Source organism: Neobacillus sp. NPDC093182 (genome assembly GCF_044754045.1).
Window position 1 is genome coordinate 37,530 of record NZ_JBIVOI010000019.1, and the last position, 21,604, is coordinate 59,133.

The window sequence follows — 21,604 nt, forward strand, 5'->3', positions numbered from 1 at the left end:
CATACAATTCTTAAAAATTTCGAAAAAATAAAGAAAAAATCTAAAAACAGATTAGAAAAAAATACAAAAAACGCTGCATAAACAGTGTTTTTTGCATAAATGGTGCCTGTCACCTTTTAATGAACCACAACAAATCCTTTAAATTAGAGTACTATTCTGAAAAATTTATCTTTATCAATAAAAAATGACTATCAAATTAACTTTAAATTTGATAGTCATTTTAGTGATTTTTTTAATTGTTTACATTGGGAACGGTGCCGTTATCCACGTCCTATTGAAAGAGTTAAGCTGTTGTATAAACTTCCTTTTTATTGGATTCATGACGAATTGTTGCTTGTGCAGCCGCTAATCTTGCTAACGGCACACGGTATGGCGAACAGCTTACATAATCTAGTCCTGTTTTGTAACAGAAATCAATCGATGTTTTTTCTCCGCCATGCTCCCCACAAATTCCTGTTTTCAATGCAGGCTTTGTTCCACGGCCAAGTTTAACTCCCATTTCTACTAACCTTCCAACACCATCTTGATCAAGGACTGCAAATGGATTTTCAGGCAGTACCTTATTTTCGATATAATTCTGAAGGAACTTGCCTTCTGCATCATCACGGCTATATCCGAATGTTGTTTGTGTTAAATCGTTTGTACCAAATGAGAAGAAATCAGCTTCTTCAGCAATTTGATCAGCGGTTAGCGCCGCACGCGGAATTTCAATCATCGTTCCAATTGTATATTCAAATTGCTTCCCTGTTTCTTCCTGCACCTTTAAAGCCGCATCGATTACAAGCTGGCGCATTTCTTTCAACTCATTTACATGACCAACCAGTGGAATCATGATTTCTGGCTGAACTTCCATGCCTTTGTCAGCAAGCTTAGCTGCAGCATAGAATATCGCCTTTGCCTGCATTTCATAAATTTCTGGATAAACCATCCCGAGACGGCATCCGCGGTGTCCAAGCATTGGGTTGAATTCATCTAATTGGCGAACCTTTTTCAATAGCAGCTCTTTCTTTTTGAGTTCAGGTGAAGCAGGGTCGAGTATTTGCAGCTTCGTTACCTCGACTAACAGCTCTTCCTTATCTGGTAAAAACTCATGTAATGGCGGGTCTAACAAACGAATCGTTACTGGGAATCCTTGCATAGCCTCAAATATCCCTTCAAAATCGCCTTGCTGCATTGGAAGCAGTTCATCAAGAGCTTCCATTCGCTCTTTGAATGCTTCAGCTAAGATCATTTTTTGAACGATTGGAATCCGTTTTAAATCCATAAACATATGTTCCGTACGGCATAATCCAATTCCACCTGCACCGAATTCAAAGGCTTTTTGTGCGTCCTCTGGATTATCGGCATTGGCACGAACCCCAATCTTCCTTTCTTGGTCAGCCCATGCAAGTAAAAGCTGGAATTCATCGGAAAGCTGCGGTTCAATCATTGGAATTTCGCCAAGCATGATTTCACCTGTTGAACCATCAATGGTGATGATATCTCCATAGTTGATAACCTTCTCATCAACCGTAAAATGTTTTGCTTTTACATCAATCTTCAGTGCGTCACATCCGCAAATACACGCTTTACCCATACCACGAGCAACCACTGCAGCGTGACTTGTCATACCGCCGCGGCTGGTCACGATTGCCTGCGCTGCTACAATTCCGTGAATGTCATCAGGAGTGGTTTCTGGACGAACAAGAATGACTTTTTTACCAGCATTCCCGAGTTCCTCTGCTTCATCTGCATCAAACACGACTTGACCAGTTGCTGCACCAGGTGATGCCGGAAGACCTTTTGCCAATAGCGTACGCTGATATTTATCATCAATTCTGCGATGAAGAAGCTGATTAAGTTGGTCTGGGTCGACACGTAGCAAGGCAGTCTTTTTATCAATGATTCCTTCTTCAACCATTTCTACGGCAATTCGAATGGCAGCTTGTGCAGTCCGCTTTCCATGACGGGTTTGAAGAATAAACAATTGACCACGTTCTACTGTGAATTCAATGTCCTGCATTTCTTTATAATGCTGCTCAAGACGTTTGCATGTGTCAGCAAATTGCTTGTAAACAGATGGCATTTCATCCTTTAATGTCTGAATTGGCTGTGGTGTACGAATTCCTGCTACCACATCTTCCCCCTGGGCATTAATTAAGTACTCTCCGTAAAGGACATGCTCACCTGTTGAAGGATTTCGAGTAAAGGCTACACCTGTACCTGAATCATTACCCATGTTTCCAAACACCATACTTTGAATATTTACTGCAGTTCCTAGGTGATCAGGAATTTTATTTAAGCGGCGGTAGACGATGGCACGCTGATTATTCCAAGAATCAAACACCGCATTAATCGCAAGAAATAGCTGTTCCTTTGGATCCTGCGGAAATTCTTTTCTAGTATGCTTTTTAACAATTCCTTTGTACCCCTCAATGACTTCTTTCCAGTCTTCAGCAGTCATTTCCGGGTCAGCACTATAGCCTTTATGCTCGCGTGTTTCTTCTAATAATTGTTCGAAATAAAACGTATTAATATCCAGGACAACATTACTGAACATTTGGATGAAACGTCGGTAAGAGTCATAGGCAAATCGAGGATTATTCGTTAATTTCCCCATACCGATTACGGTTTCATCATTCATGCCTAAGTTCAAGACTGTATCCATCATCCCTGGCATTGAAAATACTGAACCAGAGCGAACAGAAACAAGCAGCGGATTTTCCGGATCACCCAGCTTTTTCCCCATTTTCTCTTCTAGGCTGCTTAAAGCTCCTAATACTTGACTCTCAACAAGCGATGGAATTGTTTTTCCTGCTTCATAATAAGCATTGCATGCTTGAGTTGAAATCGTAAAACCATAAGGTACTGGTAAGCCGATACGTGTCATTTCGGCTAAGTTTGCCCCTTTTCCTCCAAGCGTTTCCTTCATATTTCCATTTCCTTCATGAAACAAGTAAACGAATTTTTCCATCATCATAAGCTCCCCTCTTTTTTCAAAACTTCTACTATTAATCCAGCAGTTTCTTCTATTGCTTTATTTGAAACATTGATAATCGGACAGCCTACTCGTTTCATAATTTTTTCAGCATAATCCAGTTCATCAAGAATTCTTTCGAAGCTCGCGTAACTTGCCTTTGAACCTAACCCCAAAGCTTTTAACCTTTCGAGACGGATTTCATTTAATTTATCGGGAGAAATAATTAATCCAATACAATTCTTTCTCGGAATCGCAAACAATTCCTCCGGCGCTGGTACCTCTGGAACCAAAGGAACATTCGCAACCTTAAATCGTTTATGAGCTAAATACATGGATAATGGTGTCTTCGATGTCCTTGACACACCGATTAACACAATATCGGCCTTAAGAATTCCCCGTGGATCACGGCCATCATCATACTTAACGGCAAATTCGATGGCTTCTATTTTTCTAAAATACTCTTCATCTAGTTTTCTCATTAATCCCGGCTGGTGATGAGGAGTCTTATTAAAACTAGTGGTGAAGGCATTTATCAAGGGACTAAGCAAATCCACTGCCATAATGTTTTCTTCCGCCGCCCGGCGATCCAAATATTCCTTCAAAGCTGGGACCACAATCGTATAGGCAATAATTGATTTTCTTGTTCTAGCTAGAATAAGGACATCCTCAATGTCTTCAAAATCATCAACATAGGAATTTCGTCGAATCTCAACATTTCCTCCGTTAAATTGTGTTGCTACCGCTTTTACTACAAACTCTGCTGTTTCCCCAACCGAGTCCGAAACCACATAGACAACTTCCTTCTCTCCTAAAATCACTGCCACTCCCCTTTATACGGAATTTTGCTCCATTATTTCTAGATATGCTCGTGTAATGGTTGTTTTCGTAATCCGACCGACAAGTAAATATGTATGGTTTCCCGGATTGATTTCTTTGACTACAGGCAAGGAGTCAATGTGATTGGTAATCATCTTTTTTGCCGCCTCTAACAAGGTTTCATCAGGTGTGACGGTTATGATGTTCGGCATTCTGGTCATAATGACACTGCAGGGTAATTCTTGCAAATCTTTATTGCCGATGGCTGTTCGTAGTAAATCCTTTCTCGAAATAACCCCGGCTAAATAGCCGTCACTGTCAACTGCATAAAGCGTCCCGACATCTTCTAAAAACAGTTGAACAATCGCATCATATACGGAAGTGGATTTTTCAACGACAATCGGAAAAGCTTTATAATCCGCAACTTTTCGGAGAATGAATTGTTCCGCTTGCTGCTTTACCTCATGGTTATGATTGAAAAAATAACCAACGCGAGGTCTGGCGTCCAAATTCCCTGCCATCGTTAAGATCGCTAAATCTGGTCTTAAGGCTGCTCTTGTTAAGGAAAGCTTCTCTGCAATTTGCTGCCCCGTAATCGGACCGCTTTCCTTCACAATCTTAAGAATTTCATCTTGGCGTTTCGTTAGTTTAATCACATTGACCCCCTTTTCAATTTAATCATGTTATTTTTTATGCCAAAATTTTAAATGTGCTATACTTATTAATATATAGTATATTACATTTATACACTTTAGGGAACAATTTGTTCAACATATTTTTATTAAAAAACTCTTCAAAAAAAAGAATCCTACCGGATAGGATTCTTGCTATTTTTGACAGTTAGGACAGAAAAAGGTTTTTCGAGAAGAAATCATTTCTTTTATGATTGTGCTTCCACACCTTTTGCAATTTTCTCCTTCTCGGTCATACACCAAGCATAGGTTATTATATCCGCCTGTTAGGTTATCCCCTTTGAAAAGAGGATTTTCCATGTAACCTCCATGCTGCAACGCGTCGAGTAGAACTTGCTTCATTGACTGGTATAGTTGAAGTCGCTCATTCTCCCCTATGTCTTCTATACTTCGTTTCGTTTTGAATCCTGCGTGATAACAGATCTCGTCGGAATAACAGTTCCCAATCCCTGCAATAAACTCTTGATCAAGGAGTTTTGATTTGATTTTCCCCCTTCTGTCACCAAGGAGCTTTAAAAATGCTTGTGCTGTAAATTGCGGGTCCAATGGCTCTGGACCGAGCGGGGATAATTCTTTTTCAACATCCTGTTCACTATATAAATGTAAATAACCCAGGCGAAGCCCGATAAAATACAGATGCTGATTCCCAAATGATAAACGAACCTGAATCGTCCGGTCCGGTTTGTCTTCCTCCGTACCAAAATACATCCAGCCGCCGAGCATTAAATGAAGCAACATAACTTGTCCATTATATAAATGAAATAGTAAATGCTTCCCCCTGCGATTAACTGTCACGATCTTCTGATTTGTGACGGTGTTAATGAAGAGATTTGGGTTCACATTAACTGATTTCTCTCGATTGATTTGTACTTGAGTAATGGTTTGACCCGCTATTTTTTGATTTAACAATCTTCGGTAATTTTCCATCTCTGGCAGTTCAGGCATGAATTCACTTCCTCTCTACTGCTTTTTCATATTTTTTCCCCGAAAACGCAAAAAAACCGAACTTTTTAGTGTTCGGTTTACGTATGATTATTTTATGAAGTGGGCCTAAATGGACTCGAACCATCGACCTCACGCTTATCAGGCGTGCGCTCTAACCAGCTGAGCTATAGGCCCAATTAGTAGAATTGGAGCGGGTGATGGGAATCGAACCCACAACAACAGCTTGGAAGGCTGTGGTTTTACCACTAAACTACACCCGCGTTTAAGCGCACCATCAATAGTACATCAAACATTATAGCACCCTAAAGATAGGTTGTAAACTACTTTTTATCTTCTTGGAGATGTTTAATCCTCTGCAATAATTCCGATGAATCTCTTGCTGCCATAAACTCACCATTAACAATCGCATAAGGAGAGTTTTTGCATTCCTCACATCGACTTTGACAATGATACTCTTTATATTCAATATTTTTTTTACTCAGAAAGGTATTATACTCTTTTTGTAAGTCTTCTGTTAGAAATCGGTCGAGGTTTTTCTCACAAAAATCAATTTTTAATTTCTTTTCTTTTGTAAAAAGTTTAGTAATAAAATTCATTTGTTGAACATCTCCACTGCCTGTCATCTTACATTAAGTATACCAATTATAGCTCAAAAGTTCTCTACTAAACATAATAAAGAGCAGCCATTGTAGTAACGGTTGCTCTTTATTATCTATATATGGAATTTTTATCTTTTTGAATGTTTTTTATCAATTTTCGCCTCAATTCTTTCCATTGCTTTCATGTCACTTTTTAATTCCTGCTTGTTATCATCGACTAATTTCTTAAAGCTTATTATATTACGTTTCCTCATTTGTTTCTCCACCTTTCTTATGTTTTCATTATACATAATATAGAAAGGGTAAAATCAACATAAATATTACAACTTTTCGAACTTTTTATATTATCGGAAAATTAGTTAAAAAAATGAGGACAACCCTAATGGATTATTCTCATTTTGATGTTCTATATGTATATAAAAAAAGGTGCGTACTTCCATAAAGGAAACACGCACCTTACGATAATAATATCTAACATATACAAGTCTTCCGTTTCAATCCTACTCTATTTTTCACTTCTATTTTTTTTATGTATTCTGCTGCAAGAGGAACCTTACAAGCTGTGTTCCCTACGTCTACCTGCACTTTTCCGATGTAAGCTGCTACTTCTTTCGCTTCCTCACTTAGCTCTGTTACATAGGCACCGACAGAAATAACAAATCCATTCATCACATATCGTACACGGTTTCGTTCACCATGAACGTTATTTTTCACTTGGTTTAATAAATCACTAATTTCAGCTAAGTTCAACTTTTCATCGGGAGTTATCGATAAATAATTCGAATAGGTACTCCAGCCGCAAACTGCAATCATTTCTTCCTCGGATTTCATCCACTCTCTCGCCAATTCAATAGCAAAATCACTTTCGGCCGCTACTTGCGCAACAGTATATTCGGCTGCCATATACCAGTAAGCTTTTTGAGCCCAATCATGTAATGTTTCTTTTGAAATCAATTTTGGATTGACCGATAGACCTGCCAAATACATCGCATCATGATTACCAGAATCATATAATTTTAATGCTAATTCATGATCCTTCTTCACGTATTTAACAAGTTTCTTCAAATCCCCAATTTTCACTCCAAAATAAGGCTCTTTTACCCCGTGATTGTTATAAATTTGCTTCGTTTGCTTGGAACCTAACTCTTCAAGTTTTTGCACAATTTCTTCATACGTCACGCCATTCATCCTCTCAAAAAAATTTACTATCTCATGCGTTTATAAACTTTTGTTACTATTCGCCGCTTGATATTCATAGTCCTTTTTTCAAGACATTGCCTATAACATTGTGTATTTTATCGCAGTATCTTATACTAAATTATGGAAGTTTATCTGAATTTTTAATTATCTATAAAAAGGTGGTAGTTTCATGAAGTTAGGGGCATTTTCTGTAAGTTTAAATGTGAAAGACATTCATGTATCAAAAGAGTTTTACGAAAACCTAGGATTTCAAGTATTTGGTGGTGACATCAATCAAAATTGGCTGATTATGAAAAATGAAAATTGCATAATTGGACTATTTCAAGGAATGTTTGAAAAGAACATCCTGACTTTTAATCCAGGATGGAATGAAAATGCAGAAAATCTTGAACCATTTACAGACGTTCGAGAAATTCAAAAGCAGCTTAAAGAAAAAGGAGTAACCATGCTATCGGAAGCCGAAGAATCAACGGAAGGACCAGCACATTTTATCATTGAAGATCCAGATGGCAATCAAATTCTCTTCGATCAACACAGATAATAAAAGTAAATAGAGCGATTGCCCGCTTACTGCAATCGCCCTTCTTAACTTTCAACTTACACTAATTAAGAAACCTTATTGCTTATTTCCGTTATCATCATATAAATCGACATAAACAGTACCATTAGAATTAATCTGCGCTAAAAAGACATCTTCAAAGGTATCTGCCCCTTTTTTCTTTACCTCACTAAGGAGCCAATCTTTTGTATAGCCTAAGGATCTTAAGCGTTTTTCTAAAAGAGTTCCATCTATAATAATTAAGGAAGGGGCATGGTCCGCTTTCATCCTTAGACCAATGTCTTTTGCAGTCAGCGCCTGGAACTCGGGCTTCTTCATAACACTAATCTGCCCATTTGTTTCCAATATGGCCATCTCAACCTCATCAATCATGAAGGCATCTTTTTCCCTTAAGCCATTCATTAAATCATCATATGTCATCTTATGCTTAAATAAACTTTTCTCCATTATTTTGCCGTCTTTAATCAAAATAGACGGACTACTCTCTACTAAATCTCTAAACTTAAACGATTTAATAGCACCATAAGCAAGAAATACTGATAAAAAAGTATAAACAACTAATCCTATTAAGCCATTCACAATTTTCATTGAAGTATCTATTGCTATTTGTGAAGCCATGTCTCCAATTACAATCCCAACCACATAATCAAAAAAAGTAAGATGGGAAATTTGCTTTTTACCAAGAAATCTTGCAAGAGAAAATAATACTAAAAAAGAAAAGATAGCCCGACCAGCCACTTCTACATATTCCGGCATAGCAACCTCCAGATATTTTTATCCATCCTATCTTTCCCGATTCAAGCGAAAATATCTTTTCAATCAAAAAAATAGACAATAAGACCCAAAAGTTTCTTTGCACAAGAAAAATACTCACGTACGTTGAAATAAACAACTTCCGTGAGTATTTAGAGTAAATTTAAAGATTATATTTATAATAGAAATTCAACTTCTTCATCCAATAAAGGATCTTTATTCTCGTTGAATGGCGGGTAAATAGTCGGATGAAGGATACTCGCTATCTTAAATAATCCAAGTAATAATCTAGGTGAAGGTCTACAAAATAATGGCTCATCCAATATATATAATTCATTGTTTTTAATGGCATCCATGTGTTCCGTCCCAGGGCGTTTTAATATAACCTTTGGATTAACTTTTTCTTTCTGCACCCCCACCCAAATAACGGAAATAACATCGGGATTTCTTTGTACGATCTCTTCCCAATCCGTTTTAACACTTGATTGCGCCATATCTTCAAATACGTTTCTTCCCCCTGCAAGTTTACTTATTTCGGTTAACCAATTGGCTGAGCCAGGAGTAAAAATAGGTTTTGCCCACCATTCCCAATAAAGGGTTACAGGCTTTTGTATTTGCTGTGATAAAGATTGAAATTTTTCGATTATACGATTGTACTTTTTAAATAATCGTCTGGCTTTTTCAAAAGTATTGGTAACTTCTCCAACGAATAATATACTTTCTCCTACCTCTGTTAATGTCTTAGGATTAGGTACAATGACAAACGGTATGTTGCGTTTTTCTAACTCTTCGATATTGCGTTCCATTCCAGGTACTGAGAGCGAGGCTAATACTAAATCAGGTTGTAATTCTTCCACTTTGTCCATATCAATGCTCAAATCAGAACCTAATCTTGGCAATGTTTGAATATCCTCCGGCCAATCCGAATAGTTATCTACACCTACCAACGAAGATGTTAACCCTAAGTAAGCTGCTAATTCTGTATTACTTGGACATATGGATATCAATCTCATATATAAACCTCCTTCATGATTCTAAAATTCTATTCCCTTTACAGCTGGGATGCCTTCATCGTAATAATGTTTTTCCGATTCAATGACTGAAACAAGATCTGCTATCTCTTTTATTTCTTGCTTGGCATCTCTTCCGGTAATCACCAGATGAACATGGGAAGGTTTATTTTTGATTAGATCAATCACTTCGTTTAGAGGCAAAACATCTTCAATTGGAAACTTATTAATGGCTAATGCATTATTAAGTTCGTCTAAAATAACCAAATCGTACTCTCCACTCATAACGGCCTCCTTAGCTTGCGGCCATCCTTGCTTTAAGGCTTCTCTATGTTCCTCTGGAGTTTTTGTCCAAGTGAAACCAACTCCTAGTTGGACCATATCAACGCCCAGCCTTTGCAAGGCAAGTTGTTCACCATAAGTACGCTCAGGTGATTTAATAAACTGATAGATCTTCACTTTAAATCCTCGACCAATTCCTCGAAGGGCTAACCCTAAGGCGGATGTCGTTTTGCCTTTTCCATGACCTGTATAAACAAGTGTTAAGCCATTTCGATTTATTTGTTTACTCATATCGCTTTCCCCTATTCTCCAGACATTTTCTTATCCAATTCTCAACCATTTCTGGGCAAGAGGCAAAATGAAAATGAGTGTACCCAGCTGATAAATTATGTAGTAAATACCCTTCCTTGCTTACACCTCTCATTCCTTTCGTTTCATAAGCATAAGGCACATCCTCTTCAACGGCTTTGAAGATTGAGTAATGAAATTCATGACCTCTGGCACTCAAATCCTCAAGTATAAAATTAGCATTTTGCCCGTTAATCTCTCTATATCCCAATGCAGCTAATTTTGTTTGCATTTGTATGCTCCCTGATATAACACCCGCCATTTCATGCTTTTTCTTATCCGTAGTTTCTATGAACTTGGTTAAATACATGAAACCTCCACATTCAGCAAGTGCAGGCAATCCATTTTCAATCGCTTGCTTTACTGATTGCTTTGCTTTTAGATTACAAGCAAGGTCTTGTGCAAACTCTTCTGGGAATCCGCCGCCTATATAAAGTCCATCAACATCTTCAGGTACCTCCTCATCCGCAAGTGGCGAGAAATAAACAATTTCAATACCTTTTGCTTCCATAATTTCTAGATTCTCAGGGTAATAGAAATTAAAGGCACTGTCTTTTGCTACAGCGACTTTCACTAGATTTTCTCTCTGCTTTTCAAATATGGAAGACTTTCGACTTACCTCTAACGGCTCAGCAACAGCTAATTCAAGTAGTTTCTCGATATCGACAGTCTCACTGACCAGCGTGCCTAATTTATCAAAAAACGAACCCAGTTCTCCTCTTTCCATAGAAGGAATTAGTCCAAGATGTCTCTCAGGAATTTCAATATCTAGTTCTCGTTTCAAATAACCAATAACAGGAACGTGACATTCCTGCTCAATCGCTGTCTTGACAAGCTGAAAGTGACCATCGCTTCCCACTTTATTTGCGATAACAGCAACTATTTTGGGGCCCTCGGCAAACAATTGAAAACCTTTTACGATCGCTGCAGCACTTCTGGCCATGCTTTCACAATTGACAACAAGCAAAACTGGACTCTTCGTATTCATACTAATTTCTGCTGTACTTCCCTCATTCGTTTCAGGATTTTTCCCATCAAAAAAGCCCATGACCCCTTCAATGATTGAAATATCGGCCCCCTGACTGCCATGACTAAAAATATCCAGTACAAGATCTTTTGTCAGCATCCAGCTGTCTAAATTTCGAGAGTTTCGTTTCGTTACAGCGGTATGATAAGAAGGATCAATATAGTCAGGTCCACATTTAAAGCCCTGAACGGTTAAGCCCATTTTTTTTAAAGCAGCCATTAACCCAATGGTCAGTGTTGTTTTCCCCACACCGCTTCCAGTTCCGGCAATTACGATTCGTCGTTCCGTCATCTGCCATTCCCCCCCTTTTTAGCACTAAAATCCGAAAAAGATCCAGGATGTTAGTGAACCTTCTCTAAATCCTTGCTGAGCATTTCCTCTATGGCACCATACACTATTTGACCAATTCCTATTCCGACAACTGTTCCTGAACCTGCGCTAGATATTTTTTCCCCTTGCTGTGTAAGCCCAAGGAGCAGGGTATCGGTTGATGTACCAGCAGGGGCGGTTTGGGAATCTATCATATGAAATTCCTGCAATGCTTTTACTTTTGCCTCGGTAGCAGCCATATATCCATCAACAAGAGCACCATCTGTAAAATACGCATCTATGAATATCATTATGTTGATGGATTTCCCTCCCCATGCTGTCACAATTGCCATCATATGAATATTTTCTATTTCTTTCGTTACAAATACCATTTCCTCAAGTTTTGCAGCTGTCATGACTGCGGCCGATAGTTCGTGAGGAATCGAGTACTTTTCCATCAAATGCTGTAAATCGTGGTGTGGACCTTGAAATTGGCAAAAATGTTTTAACCACTGTATTCCAGCACCAATACTCGTATTTGATATGGTACGTAATGGTTTATCAAATTGAACATGAATATATTCTTCTGTTTTTCTTATCTTATAAAGGTCTTCAAAGTTTAACGACATACTTGATGTAAAATAGTTTGGTGTCATGAGAAGCTGTGGTTTAGGAACAGTTGGGTGTGATTGGGCATTCACTTTCACCTCATAGACCTTCTTTAATTGATCTTCTTTCCTTAATAGGTCAACATCTCCAACTTCTAAAAAGCTTCCATTATGAAGTAAGGCAATTCGATCTGCATAGAGCGAAGCAACATTCAAATCATGCAGAATAGAAAAAATGGTTAACCCCGTTGTTTGTTGTCGTTCTTTTAATAGATTCAACATTTGAAAGGTATGTTTAATATCTAGATGATTGGTAGGCTCATCTAAAAGTAAGATCTCAGGCTCCTGAGCTAAAGCTTTGGCCAATAAGACTCTTTGTTTTTCACCACCACTAATCAGACGAAATTGAGTTTTCCGAAGGTCGCCTATTTGGGTTATTTCCATAACCTCCTCAATGACTTTCCGGTCTTCTTTCGAAAGTTGCTTAAAGATCCCCTTTTGATGAGGATAGCGTCCAAGACTAATGATTTCTTCAACGGTATAATCGAAGGATACTTGAACTTCCTGTGTTAAAACCGCCATTTTTTTTGCTTTTTCCAGTTTTGAGAGAGATGAAATTTCTTTACCACATATGGAAACTTTCCCGCTAATAATCGGCAACTGCCCTGTTATGAGTTTAAAAAGGGTTGTTTTCCCACTCCCATTTGGCCCGAGAAGAGCAAAAAACTCTCCTTTTTTAATTTCTAAATCTAGACCTTTAATAATGGGGGAATGGGTATATCCACCGACCAAGTTTTGAACGTTAATCATTTATTCGTCCCCCTTCCAAGTCTTTCTCTAATCAATAAAAGGGCAAATACAGGTGCACCAATTAAGGCAGTAATCACGCCAATTGGCAGCTCTTTAGGTGCAATCATGGTTCTAGCCATTAAATCAGCTAGTATAAGAAAAGCTCCACCCATTATCAAGGAAAGCGGAAGGACATGGCGATGATTCGGTCCCGTAACAAGTCGGATTAAGTGTGGAATAACAAGTCCAACAAAGCCAATCGACCCTGAAACAGCTACTGCTGCACCGGTTAATAACGATGCACCAATTAGAACAAATGTCTTTCCTTTTTTAACATCTACTCCAATATGATCTGCTGCATCCTCTCCTAGTGCTAGGGCATTTAATTCACGATAGAAGTAAAACAACACAATGGAACCGATTATCATAAAGGGGATGATTAGTTGAACATAACTCCACCCTCTCATTCCAACACTGCCATATAACCAGTAAATAATTTGAGTCATCGCGTCTCGATCTCCCAATGAAATAAGAAGAGATACAAGCGCACTAATAAAGGCACTAACAATGATTCCTGCTAAAATAATCGTTTCAATTGCTAAACTTTTACTACTCAATCGAACGAGTCCGAATACGACAAGTAAAGCAATTAATCCACTAAAAATCGAAACGACCGGAAGCGTAAAATTTCCTAAACCAAAAATTGTTACTTGAAAAAACAAAACGAGAACAGCCCCAAGTGAGGCTCCTGAAGATACCCCAATGGTGTATGGGTCTGCTAGTGGGTTGCGTAAAAGCCCTTGAAAAGCTGCACCAGCTAATGAAAGGGCTGCCCCTACACAAAAGGCAAGAAGAACTCTTGGCAGACGGATATTCCAAATGATCATTTCTTCATTTTTTGCTACTTCATCAAGCCAACCCATATTAATCGTTTTATCTAGTATAATATGTAAAATAGTAGGAATTGGGATTATTACACTACTATAAAATAAGCCAAGAAGGCTCGTACCAAGTAAAAGCCCTCCGCTTATCAAATACAACCAAACTATTTTACTGCTTAAATATTTCCGGATAGATAAGTTCCGCAAGTGTCTCGACTCCTTCAATTAAACGAGGACCGGGTCTTGTAACCGTATCGCTATCAACGTCAAAAACGTTTTTATTTTTTACAGCTGGCACTTCTGACCATCCTTCACGATTCAAAACCCCATCAGTTGGATTATCTACATAGTATCCATAGGTGGTAATAATCACATCAGGGTTTAATTTGACAATTTCTTCTTCCGTCATCTTTACCCAGCCCTCTTGATCTTCTGCGGCATTAGTGGCTTGAATGGTCTCAAGCATTTCATGCATAAATGTATTTTGTCCTGTCGTAAAAATATCTGGAGCAGGTGAAACTTCTACCCAAACTTTCTTTTTATCCTTGATAGCCGCTGCTTTGTCTTTGATTGCTTGAAATCGTTCTTTCATATCAGAAATAATTTCTTCTGATTCGGTCTTACTTCCAGTAGCAGTACCAATCATTTCAATGTTGCTATATACGTCCTCAAAGGATACAGCACTTCCAACAACAACCACGTCAATACCAGCTTCTTCAAACTGTTTTAAGGTTTCTGGATGTGTTTTATAATGATAATCTGTAACGAGCGCTATATCTGGAAGTAATGTGAGAACAAGCTCTGATTTGATATCCTGTGCACCAACCTTTTCAATTTCTTCCACTTCTGGTGGATAGTTATCATAATCTGATACGCCAATGACTTTATCGCCTAACCCAAGTGCAAACGCTATTTCTGTATTACTAGTCTGAATCGAAACAATTGTTTCAGGTTCCTCATCAATCGTTACCTTTCGATTCGCATCGTCGGTAATGGTTACAGGAAACTGAACTCCATCATCCTTCTCCCCTTCATTTGTCTTGTCGTTTTGGGTAGCAACTGCTTTATCTTGAGTGTTCTGTTCCTGTGTACCACAGCCTACAATAATACCCATGCTTAACAGAAGAACAACACTGAATAGTCCCCACTTTTTTACAATCTCTTTCATCACTTTTTTCCTCCTTCTATTTTTGAACACAAAAAAACGCTGTTCCAGAGGAAAGCGTAGAGTAAAGGCAGTTTTATAATACATTGTCTTTTGGACAGCATGATAACTTGCAATCGTCATAATAAATAAAAATATTTACATAGGATTACCTGCACTTTAAACATTCCTTTCCTCGAGGAAGCTTAAAAAACATAATAGGCAGGTCTCCTGACTTGCGAATCACTGGTTGGTTATCCCTTCCCATGTAAAAAACACAGTGGATAAATATAACCTTCCTTCTCGCTTACAGTGGCGGGACCGTGTTGGATTTACACCAACTTCCCTCTTAGTCTCAAATAATCCTATTCAGATCATTTAAGAAACCTATTTGTCTAGTATTCATTTTTTTGTTATAAAGGCAATTATAGTAGAGTGTTCCACCTTTGTAAACTATTTCTATTTTTTCTTTATCTCATTTATTTCCATTTTAATTGCTGACGGAAACATGTTCAAATGGCCATGAAGGCAATTGTTTGCGAAGCGGTTTATCTTCTCTATAACCTAAAGCATATTCCCCTTGCATAATCGTATGAATTTCTCTAGTGCCTTCATAGATCACTGGTGCTTTAGAGTTCCGCAAAAAGCGCTCAACTGGGTATTCATCGGAATAACCATATGCCCCATGGATTTGAACGGCATCATTGGCAGCCTCAAATGCAGCATTACATGAAATCCATTTAGCAAGTGACGTCTCTTTTGTATTTCGTTTACCCTGATTTTTTAACCAGCCAGCTTTAAAAACCAACAATCTGGAAATTTCAAGATTTGCGCTCATTTTTGCGATCATTTGCTGTACAAGCTGGTGTTTTCCAATCTCTTTGCCAAATGTTTTCCGTTCATGGCAATACTTAAGGCTTGCTTCAAGGCTGGCTTCTATTAAACCTACTGCTCCTGCAGCTACTGTAAAACGGCCGTTATCTAGGGCAGCCATAGCAATTTTAAACCCTTCTCCTTCTTCCCCTAATCTGTTCTCAACAGGAACCTTTACATCCGTTAAGAATACTTCACCGGTATTTCCAGCGCGAATACCCAGCTTTCCCTTAATAGCCTTCGTTTCTACTCCTGCAAAACTGCGTTCAACAATAAAGGCAGTAATTCCTTTATGCCCACTATCATGATTTGTCTTGGCAAAAATTAAGAAATGGTCAGCAACATCACAAAGAGAAATCCATGTTTTGGAGCCATTAAGAATATAGTAATCCCCATTTCTAGCAGCTGTCGTATTCATCGCTGCAACGTCAGATCCAGCATTCGGTTCTGTTAATCCGAAGGCACCAATTTTACGTCCCTGTGCTTGAGGGACTAAATACTTTTGTTTTTGTTCCTCCGTTCCCCATTGCAATATTGTCATACTGTTTAGCCCTGTATGAACAGAAACGGCTGTCCGATAGGCAGTATCTCCCCGTTCTAATTCTTCACATACAATGGCCAGTGTATTATAATCCATGCCTGCCCCGCCATACTCTTCAGGGATACAGACACCCATTACTTGCAAATCCGCTAATTTTTTCAAAATCGCCGGTTCAAAATGGCCTTGGCGATCCCACTCCTGAATATTTGGAATGATTTCCTTATCGACAAATTTTCTCACCATTTCCTTTACACTTTGCTGCTCATCTGTTAATTCAAAGTTCATCATATAAATTCCCTCCCTCAATAAATACATTTTATTTTACATTTACATTTACCTAATGCTCCCTTCACGCTATCTCTCCATCTTAACTACTCGATGTACAAAAAAGGAGCCAGCAAAACAAACAATGATGTTCCTCATTGATTGCCTTACTGACTCTTGCTCATATCTCGTTTCCTGCAAAGGAAGTACAAGTGCAATTAAGTCAATTTACCGTGGATGTTATTATGATTATACAATTTATTTTCTGAATTTTCCATAAATCAAAAAGATTAATTCGTTTCGTATCTCATTGCTCCCATGGCAAAAGAATTAGTTTACCGGTCGTTTTGCGCTGTTCCATGAGCTGGTGCAGCTCCGGGGCCATGTGTAAGGGTTGGATGTTCCCAATGACGGGTTTAATGGCACCTTTAGCTGCAAGTTCAACAATTTTCCCAAGGCTTTCAAAGAACAAATCTTGGCGTTCCGTAACCCGCCCTAGTAAAAAGCTACATAATAGAAAAGAAAATAGCTTTCAATTATACTGTTGATTAAGGTGCAAATAATTGCTAGAAGGAAGGACTACAAATGCTATTTTATGTAATTGCCATTCTTGTTCTTGTGATGGACCAGCTTTCTAAATATCTAATTCGTATCTTCATCGACATACATGAAAACTTTACTTTGTGGGGAATATATTTTACACATATCGAGAATAGCGGGATGGCAGGAGGATTATTTCATGGCTATGCTCGGCTCTTCGGAGTTGTGGCTGTACTGTTCGTGATCGTTGTTTTATATATTCGTAGAACGGGAGAAATGAAGGGAGCTCTCATCGATAGTAGTTTTGGATTCCTAGTCGGAGGAGCAATTGGAAATGGCATTGATCGGCTTTTATTTGGGCAGGTAACAGATTTTATCCCGCGCTCTGGTGGAATTCTTAACTTGGCCGACCATGCTATTGAGATGGGGTTGATACTGTTTATTATCTATGGAATTGTTAGCTGGTGGAAAGATAAGCGCTAGATTCTCTAAAATACAGATGTACTGCCAATGTGGTAAATGTCTACCATTTCTTTTCCAAAAATAAGTTCAATTTTTCTGCCTCTTCTGCAAACATTAAGCCCCACTTTTCATTGTATGAACACACTTCGACCTTTCTCAAACCATCTCCCTCCTAATTTGCCGTATAAATCGTTTTTTATCTCAAAGAATCTTCACCATATAATCATACAGATGTTCATTAATTTTGATCAATTTACCACCCTTATACCCAATCTGCTCGTATAGCTTTTTTGCATTCGGGTTATCTTGAGCAACATTTAGAGAGAGTCTTGAATATCCCTTTTGTATTGCTGCTTTTTCGGCTTCCTTTAGAAGCATTGATCCGATTCCATAGCCTCTAAACCGATCAGCAACACACAGGGTGTCGATATAAAAATCCCCCTCGTCAGCTTCCTTATCCAAGAAAATCATTTCATTCCTTCTTTTCTTCCTTAAGCGTTTCAAAATAGGTTCGTCTAATCGAGGTGCAGCCTCTCCCGGATAGGTAATTACGATCCCTGCTACTTCTCCTAAAATATCTGCAACAATCGTATTTTGGTAGCTAAGACGATTATTCTCTTCGCGAAAGAAATGCTCCAGCGTTTCACGGATATTTTCACTCTTAGATTGTCCAGTTAACTTCTCGGCAATATCATCAATTGCGATATGAATGAGTTCAGCAGCTTTCTTTGCGTCCTTTTTGATTGCCCCCCTAAATCTCAATTCTTGGGCAATAATTTCATTCCAAGAAATTCCATAGGGGGCACCATCATCCGTGTATCCTGCAATATAATAGAAGTTTTCGTCTGAATCCTCTTCAAAGTATTTGTTTTGTTTATGACGTTTTGTTTTTGGTTTTCTCTTCAACTACTTTCCCTCCGTAGCAGTTGTCCCAATCTTCCGACCGAGAGAGTTTCAGCGGAAAAAACATTCGGGATAGTGATGTTCTTCTGTGTTCAAATGAGGCAAAAAAGTGCCAGGTACCAACCATATCATTGGAAGGTGACAGGCACTTTTATCTCTAATTTTTAGCGAATTGACCATCGACTTCAACGGTTTCAAAAATATTAATAAAGGCTTTTTCATCGTGGCTGCGGACAATTTTTTTTATTTGCATTGTTTCATAACTTGTTACTACCATCATTAAAATCTGTTTGGGTTCCTTTGTATAGCCCCCGAAGCCCTCTGTAATGGTGATACCTCGATAGATTGATTGTAGTAAATCCTCTCGTATTAACTCTCCTTTCGTCGTAACAATCTGCATCGTTAATTTGATGTGATTCGTGTGAATGGTATCGATCATCTTACCTGTCAAATAGATTGACAACAGTGTGTACAATGCAATATTCCAATTGAAAGCAGCACCAGAAATTAGAACTATAACGCCGTTCATCGCCGTCAGAAGCAAGCCCACACTAACATTACTAGTTCGTGAAAGGATAATCGCAATGATATCCAATCCGCCAGAGGTGCCAGAATACTTCAAAATCACGCCAACACCAATACCACCAATGATTCCTCCAAATATTCCCGACAGCAGTATATTGTCTGTTAGAGGAACGATTGGCAAAAGATATAAGAAAACGGAGAGTGATACCACACAAATCAGAGTATTGACTGTAATTAACTTACCTAGCTTAAAGTATCCCAAGATGAGTAAAGGTATATTGAGTAAAAGATTCATTAAACCAATATCAAATGGAGTGACTAACCCAATTAAAATGGCAATACCACTTATTCCGCTGCTCAAAATCCCGTATGGGACCAAAAAGAAATTAAAACCAAATGCAACAATCAACGAACCAACGATGACAATTAAATTTTTCATACCTATTAAAACTCCATTTCCAGAAAAAGTAATATAAAACCATAAATAGGACGGACTTACGAGAATAGTCTAATGAGAAACTGAAGGAACTCACTATTTTTTAGTATAAAAAACTCGTCCCAAAAATAGGGACGAGTTCTTGCTCTCGTTATCACCCATATTCCGCTAGTTTCGCATAATGAAACATTCCGCTCTCAGTTAACGTACCGTCTCACGTAATCCCATGTAACGGTGGGATATCCGTCAAAGCTTACTCCGTTCGACTTTGCATCTCGTAAATGATTTATATAAAAAGTGTCCATCGGCTTTCACCAAGCCCCGATTCTATGGGAACAGGATTCTTTTTATACTATCTTGTCACTGATTTTTATTATTATCAGTAATCTACCAAAGGGAAAATAAAATTGTCAATATTATTTCCCAATATATCATTATTTTGAATATTTAGGATACATTTTCCAATCCCAACAACTGTTAATCCACATATTGCTTGAATAAGGATTTTGCGTACCTTCATTATTTTCACTCATATTTTTTATTTATAATTTATGTTATAGCAGTGGGCGTCTGCAAAGTACCAAACGAAAAAAAGAGGCCCTGGATTCTTAGACTTCTAATTAGTTACTGATCCTATTAATTTTAATTCCTGTTTCGCTCGTTTTTCAGTTCTTAAAATACCATTTTGTACTTCTAATTTTTTTCTAATCGGTCAATATCGTTCCTTACCACTTTTAACTCTGAAAAAATCCCTTCAAAGAGTTCTCTATCTGTCACTATAGCCCTCTGAGTGTTGCCGGTACATGTCTGTCTGGGTTTAGGGTCCCCACTGCTCCAATCGATTTGTGACTGATATTTATGGATGCTTCTCCTCTATTAGGTCGTACCCAAACACAAAAAGCACCCACAAACATTGATATATCAACATTTGCAGGTGCTATTTCTTTTACAAAAATTCATCTTATTCAGATGAGAGTTCTATATATTTGACTTGAAATCAAATTTTGAAAAAACAAATCCAGTCGAATTGAAAACTTAATCATTTTTGGAACGTCTTTTTGATGATTCTGTTGGATTCACTACGTCTGAATTTTTCTCTATATCTGGATAAAGAACTTGTTGTTGTTTTTCTTTTTCATTTTCTTTTTCTTTTTGTTTTTCTTTTTGTTTTTCTTTTTGCCCACGTATCGTATAACGAGTCGTGATCGTATATAAAAAATTTTAATGTTTCTCTGGTCTATCACCAAGCGAATAAAGATTAAATTTATAAAAACAAGGACATACCTGGGGCTTCAGACTCTCAGTTTATAAAGCCTAGTTTTTTATAAACGCCCGAAGCACTATCTACTTATAGGAAGGAATAATTTCTTTCCTGACTTTAGGCTTAATCGTGTTCTTATAATCGGCTTCTTTTGGAAATGATTATAACTTGAGATTTCTGCTAGCTGCACTTTTTTCAAACCGAACCACCATAAAAACATCATATAAGGAGACATCGTAAACCATGATCCTTGGTTTAACAATAAAAAATTAAATATCCCATGTAGTAAAACAGGAAGCAATAGAGATACCAAGAATAAAGGCCATTTCAATTTTTGGGTAAACTTTGCTTTGCTAATATAATACCCCATTATAACACCAAACAAGGCGTGGCCTGAGACAGGCAGTAACGCACGTGTCAGCGCATATTCCATCCCATTATTCATTAAATACAGAATATTTTCGGCGGTTGCAAACCCTAAAGATATGGAGGTACCATAGACAATTCCATCAAACGGCTCATCAAATTCCGAACTCTTGTATGCAATGAAAAATAAAATCGACCATTTAAAAAATTCCTCTATCAAACCCGAAGAAAAAATAGCATAAATAGAGTCATATTGAACAATATTTTCTATTTTAAGAACATATTCAATAAATGCAATCGGAATGATAATCAATGCACCAGAAAAAAACGTGTTTAATACCATCGATACCGGTTCTGGTTCATACTTATCTTTTAAATAAAAATAACTCAATAAAGCAAAACCAGGGGCAATACCAGCTAATAGGATTCCTAACATTTACAACCCCCTAGGTAAATTAAAATATATTTTTAATAATACCCTAAATAGAATACAATTGAAACTGATTCCATGC

21 protein-coding genes, 2 tRNA genes and 1 riboswitch are annotated in these 21,604 nt (G+C 37.9%); of the genes, 2 read left to right on the forward strand and 21 right to left on the reverse strand.

Annotation, left to right across the window (positions count from 1 at the left end; genetic code table 11):
* Window positions 1-283: 283 nt before the first annotated feature.
* From ppdK to ACIQAA_RS26965, 9 genes are all read right to left on the reverse strand, one after another.
* Window positions 284-2,953 (reverse strand): pyruvate, phosphate dikinase, encoded by a 2,670-nt coding sequence (gene ppdK / locus ACIQAA_RS26925; protein WP_402626040.1) that lies wholly within the window; start codon window positions 2,951-2,953, stop codon window positions 284-286.
* 2 nt (window positions 2,954-2,955) lie between these two features.
* Window positions 2,956-3,777, reverse strand: a complete 822-nt coding sequence (locus tag ACIQAA_RS26930; protein WP_402625914.1) for a pyruvate, water dikinase regulatory protein — start codon at window positions 3,775-3,777, stop codon at window positions 2,956-2,958.
* A 12-nt stretch (window positions 3,778-3,789) separates the two neighbouring features.
* The gene (gene ccpN, locus ACIQAA_RS26935) at window positions 3,790-4,431 is read right to left on the reverse strand and encodes a transcriptional regulator CcpN (protein ID WP_306077418.1); all 642 of its coding nucleotides are present in this window, start codon (window positions 4,429-4,431) and stop codon (window positions 3,790-3,792) included.
* A gap of 171 nt (window positions 4,432-4,602) precedes the next feature.
* Complete coding sequence (gene mutM, locus ACIQAA_RS26940; RefSeq protein ID WP_402625916.1) at window positions 4,603-5,412, reverse strand: bifunctional DNA-formamidopyrimidine glycosylase/DNA-(apurinic or apyrimidinic site) lyase; 810 nt, start codon at window positions 5,410-5,412, stop codon at window positions 4,603-4,605.
* 100 nt (window positions 5,413-5,512) lie between these two features.
* A tRNA-Ile gene (locus ACIQAA_RS26945) sits at window positions 5,513-5,586 on the reverse strand.
* Window positions 5,587-5,598: 12 nt separating this feature from the next.
* Window positions 5,599-5,672: transfer RNA gene (locus tag ACIQAA_RS26950), tRNA-Gly, on the reverse strand.
* 60 nt (window positions 5,673-5,732) lie between these two features.
* Complete coding sequence (locus ACIQAA_RS26955; protein WP_402625918.1) at window positions 5,733-6,008, reverse strand: DUF1450 domain-containing protein; 276 nt, start codon at window positions 6,006-6,008, stop codon at window positions 5,733-5,735.
* A 131-nt stretch (window positions 6,009-6,139) separates the two neighbouring features.
* The gene (locus tag ACIQAA_RS26960) at window positions 6,140-6,265 is read right to left on the reverse strand and encodes an FbpB family small basic protein (RefSeq protein WP_179603380.1); all 126 of its coding nucleotides are present in this window, start codon (window positions 6,263-6,265) and stop codon (window positions 6,140-6,142) included.
* Window positions 6,266-6,482: 217 nt separating this feature from the next.
* On the reverse strand, window positions 6,483-7,190 hold the full coding sequence (locus ACIQAA_RS26965) for a DNA alkylation repair protein (RefSeq protein ID WP_402625920.1): 708 nt from the start codon (window positions 7,188-7,190) through the stop codon (window positions 6,483-6,485).
* A 190-nt stretch (window positions 7,191-7,380) separates the two neighbouring features.
* Here ACIQAA_RS26965 and ACIQAA_RS26970 point away from each other — a divergent pair, with 190 nt between their 5' ends.
* The gene (locus tag ACIQAA_RS26970) at window positions 7,381-7,752 is read left to right on the forward strand and encodes a VOC family protein (protein ID WP_402625922.1); all 372 of its coding nucleotides are present in this window, start codon (window positions 7,381-7,383) and stop codon (window positions 7,750-7,752) included.
* 75 nt (window positions 7,753-7,827) lie between these two features.
* On the opposite strand, the gene ACIQAA_RS26975 is transcribed toward ACIQAA_RS26970, so the two are convergent.
* The 9 genes from ACIQAA_RS26975 to ACIQAA_RS27015 all read right to left on the reverse strand — a co-directional run bounded on the left by ACIQAA_RS26975 (window position 7,828) and on the right by ACIQAA_RS27015 (window position 17,071).
* Window positions 7,828-8,526 (reverse strand): YetF domain-containing protein, encoded by a 699-nt coding sequence (locus ACIQAA_RS26975; protein WP_402625923.1) that lies wholly within the window; start codon window positions 8,524-8,526, stop codon window positions 7,828-7,830.
* A gap of 173 nt (window positions 8,527-8,699) precedes the next feature.
* Window positions 8,700-9,536 carry a cobalamin-binding protein gene (locus ACIQAA_RS26980; protein ID WP_402625925.1) on the reverse strand — a complete coding sequence of 279 codons (837 nt, stop codon included), beginning with the start codon at window positions 9,534-9,536 and terminating at the stop codon, window positions 8,700-8,702.
* 21 nt (window positions 9,537-9,557) lie between these two features.
* Window positions 9,558-10,106 carry a cob(I)yrinic acid a,c-diamide adenosyltransferase gene (locus ACIQAA_RS26985; RefSeq protein ID WP_402625927.1) on the reverse strand — a complete coding sequence of 183 codons (549 nt, stop codon included), beginning with the start codon at window positions 10,104-10,106 and terminating at the stop codon, window positions 9,558-9,560.
* Window positions 10,099-11,481 carry a cobyrinic acid a,c-diamide synthase CobB gene (locus ACIQAA_RS26990; RefSeq protein ID WP_402625928.1) on the reverse strand — a complete coding sequence of 461 codons (1,383 nt, stop codon included), beginning with the start codon at window positions 11,479-11,481 and terminating at the stop codon, window positions 10,099-10,101. The genes ACIQAA_RS26985 and ACIQAA_RS26990 overlap by 8 nt, the downstream gene beginning before the upstream one ends.
* A gap of 50 nt (window positions 11,482-11,531) precedes the next feature.
* Window positions 11,532-12,917 carry an ATP-binding cassette domain-containing protein gene (locus tag ACIQAA_RS26995; protein ID WP_402625930.1) on the reverse strand — a complete coding sequence of 462 codons (1,386 nt, stop codon included), beginning with the start codon at window positions 12,915-12,917 and terminating at the stop codon, window positions 11,532-11,534.
* Window positions 12,914-13,984 (reverse strand): FecCD family ABC transporter permease, encoded by a 1,071-nt coding sequence (locus ACIQAA_RS27000; protein ID WP_402625932.1) that lies wholly within the window; start codon window positions 13,982-13,984, stop codon window positions 12,914-12,916. The genes ACIQAA_RS26995 and ACIQAA_RS27000 overlap by 4 nt, the downstream gene beginning before the upstream one ends.
* On the reverse strand, window positions 13,947-14,945 hold the full coding sequence (locus ACIQAA_RS27005) for an ABC transporter substrate-binding protein (RefSeq protein WP_402625934.1): 999 nt from the start codon (window positions 14,943-14,945) through the stop codon (window positions 13,947-13,949). The genes ACIQAA_RS27000 and ACIQAA_RS27005 overlap by 38 nt, the downstream gene beginning before the upstream one ends.
* Before the next feature lie 180 nt (window positions 14,946-15,125).
* Window positions 15,126-15,326, reverse strand: a riboswitch (cobalamin riboswitch).
* 85 nt (window positions 15,327-15,411) lie between these two features.
* On the reverse strand, window positions 15,412-16,620 hold the full coding sequence (locus ACIQAA_RS27010) for an acyl-CoA dehydrogenase family protein (RefSeq protein ID WP_402626041.1): 1,209 nt from the start codon (window positions 16,618-16,620) through the stop codon (window positions 15,412-15,414).
* Window positions 16,621-16,906: 286 nt separating this feature from the next.
* Window positions 16,907-17,071: a zinc-binding dehydrogenase gene (locus ACIQAA_RS27015; protein ID WP_402625936.1), complete on the reverse strand. Its 165-nt coding sequence runs from the start codon at window positions 17,069-17,071 to the stop codon at window positions 16,907-16,909.
* Window positions 17,072-17,184: 113 nt separating this feature from the next.
* Between ACIQAA_RS27015 and ACIQAA_RS27020 the strand changes: the two genes are divergently transcribed.
* Window positions 17,185-17,622: a signal peptidase II gene (locus ACIQAA_RS27020; RefSeq protein WP_402625938.1), complete on the forward strand. Its 438-nt coding sequence runs from the start codon at window positions 17,185-17,187 to the stop codon at window positions 17,620-17,622.
* Window positions 17,623-17,802: 180 nt separating this feature from the next.
* On the opposite strand, the gene ACIQAA_RS27025 is transcribed toward ACIQAA_RS27020, so the two are convergent.
* The 3 genes from ACIQAA_RS27025 to prsW form a co-directional block, all read right to left on the reverse strand.
* Window positions 17,803-18,507, reverse strand: coding sequence for a GNAT family N-acetyltransferase (locus ACIQAA_RS27025; RefSeq protein WP_402625939.1), 705 nt, complete (start codon window positions 18,505-18,507; stop codon window positions 17,803-17,805).
* Between the two features lie 154 nt (window positions 18,508-18,661).
* Window positions 18,662-19,468, reverse strand: a complete 807-nt coding sequence (locus ACIQAA_RS27030; protein WP_402625941.1) for a YitT family protein — start codon at window positions 19,466-19,468, stop codon at window positions 18,662-18,664.
* Between the two features lie 1,337 nt (window positions 19,469-20,805).
* Window positions 20,806-21,528: a glutamic-type intramembrane protease PrsW gene (prsW, locus tag ACIQAA_RS27035; RefSeq protein WP_402625943.1), complete on the reverse strand. Its 723-nt coding sequence runs from the start codon at window positions 21,526-21,528 to the stop codon at window positions 20,806-20,808.
* Window positions 21,529-21,604 lie beyond the last annotated feature (76 nt).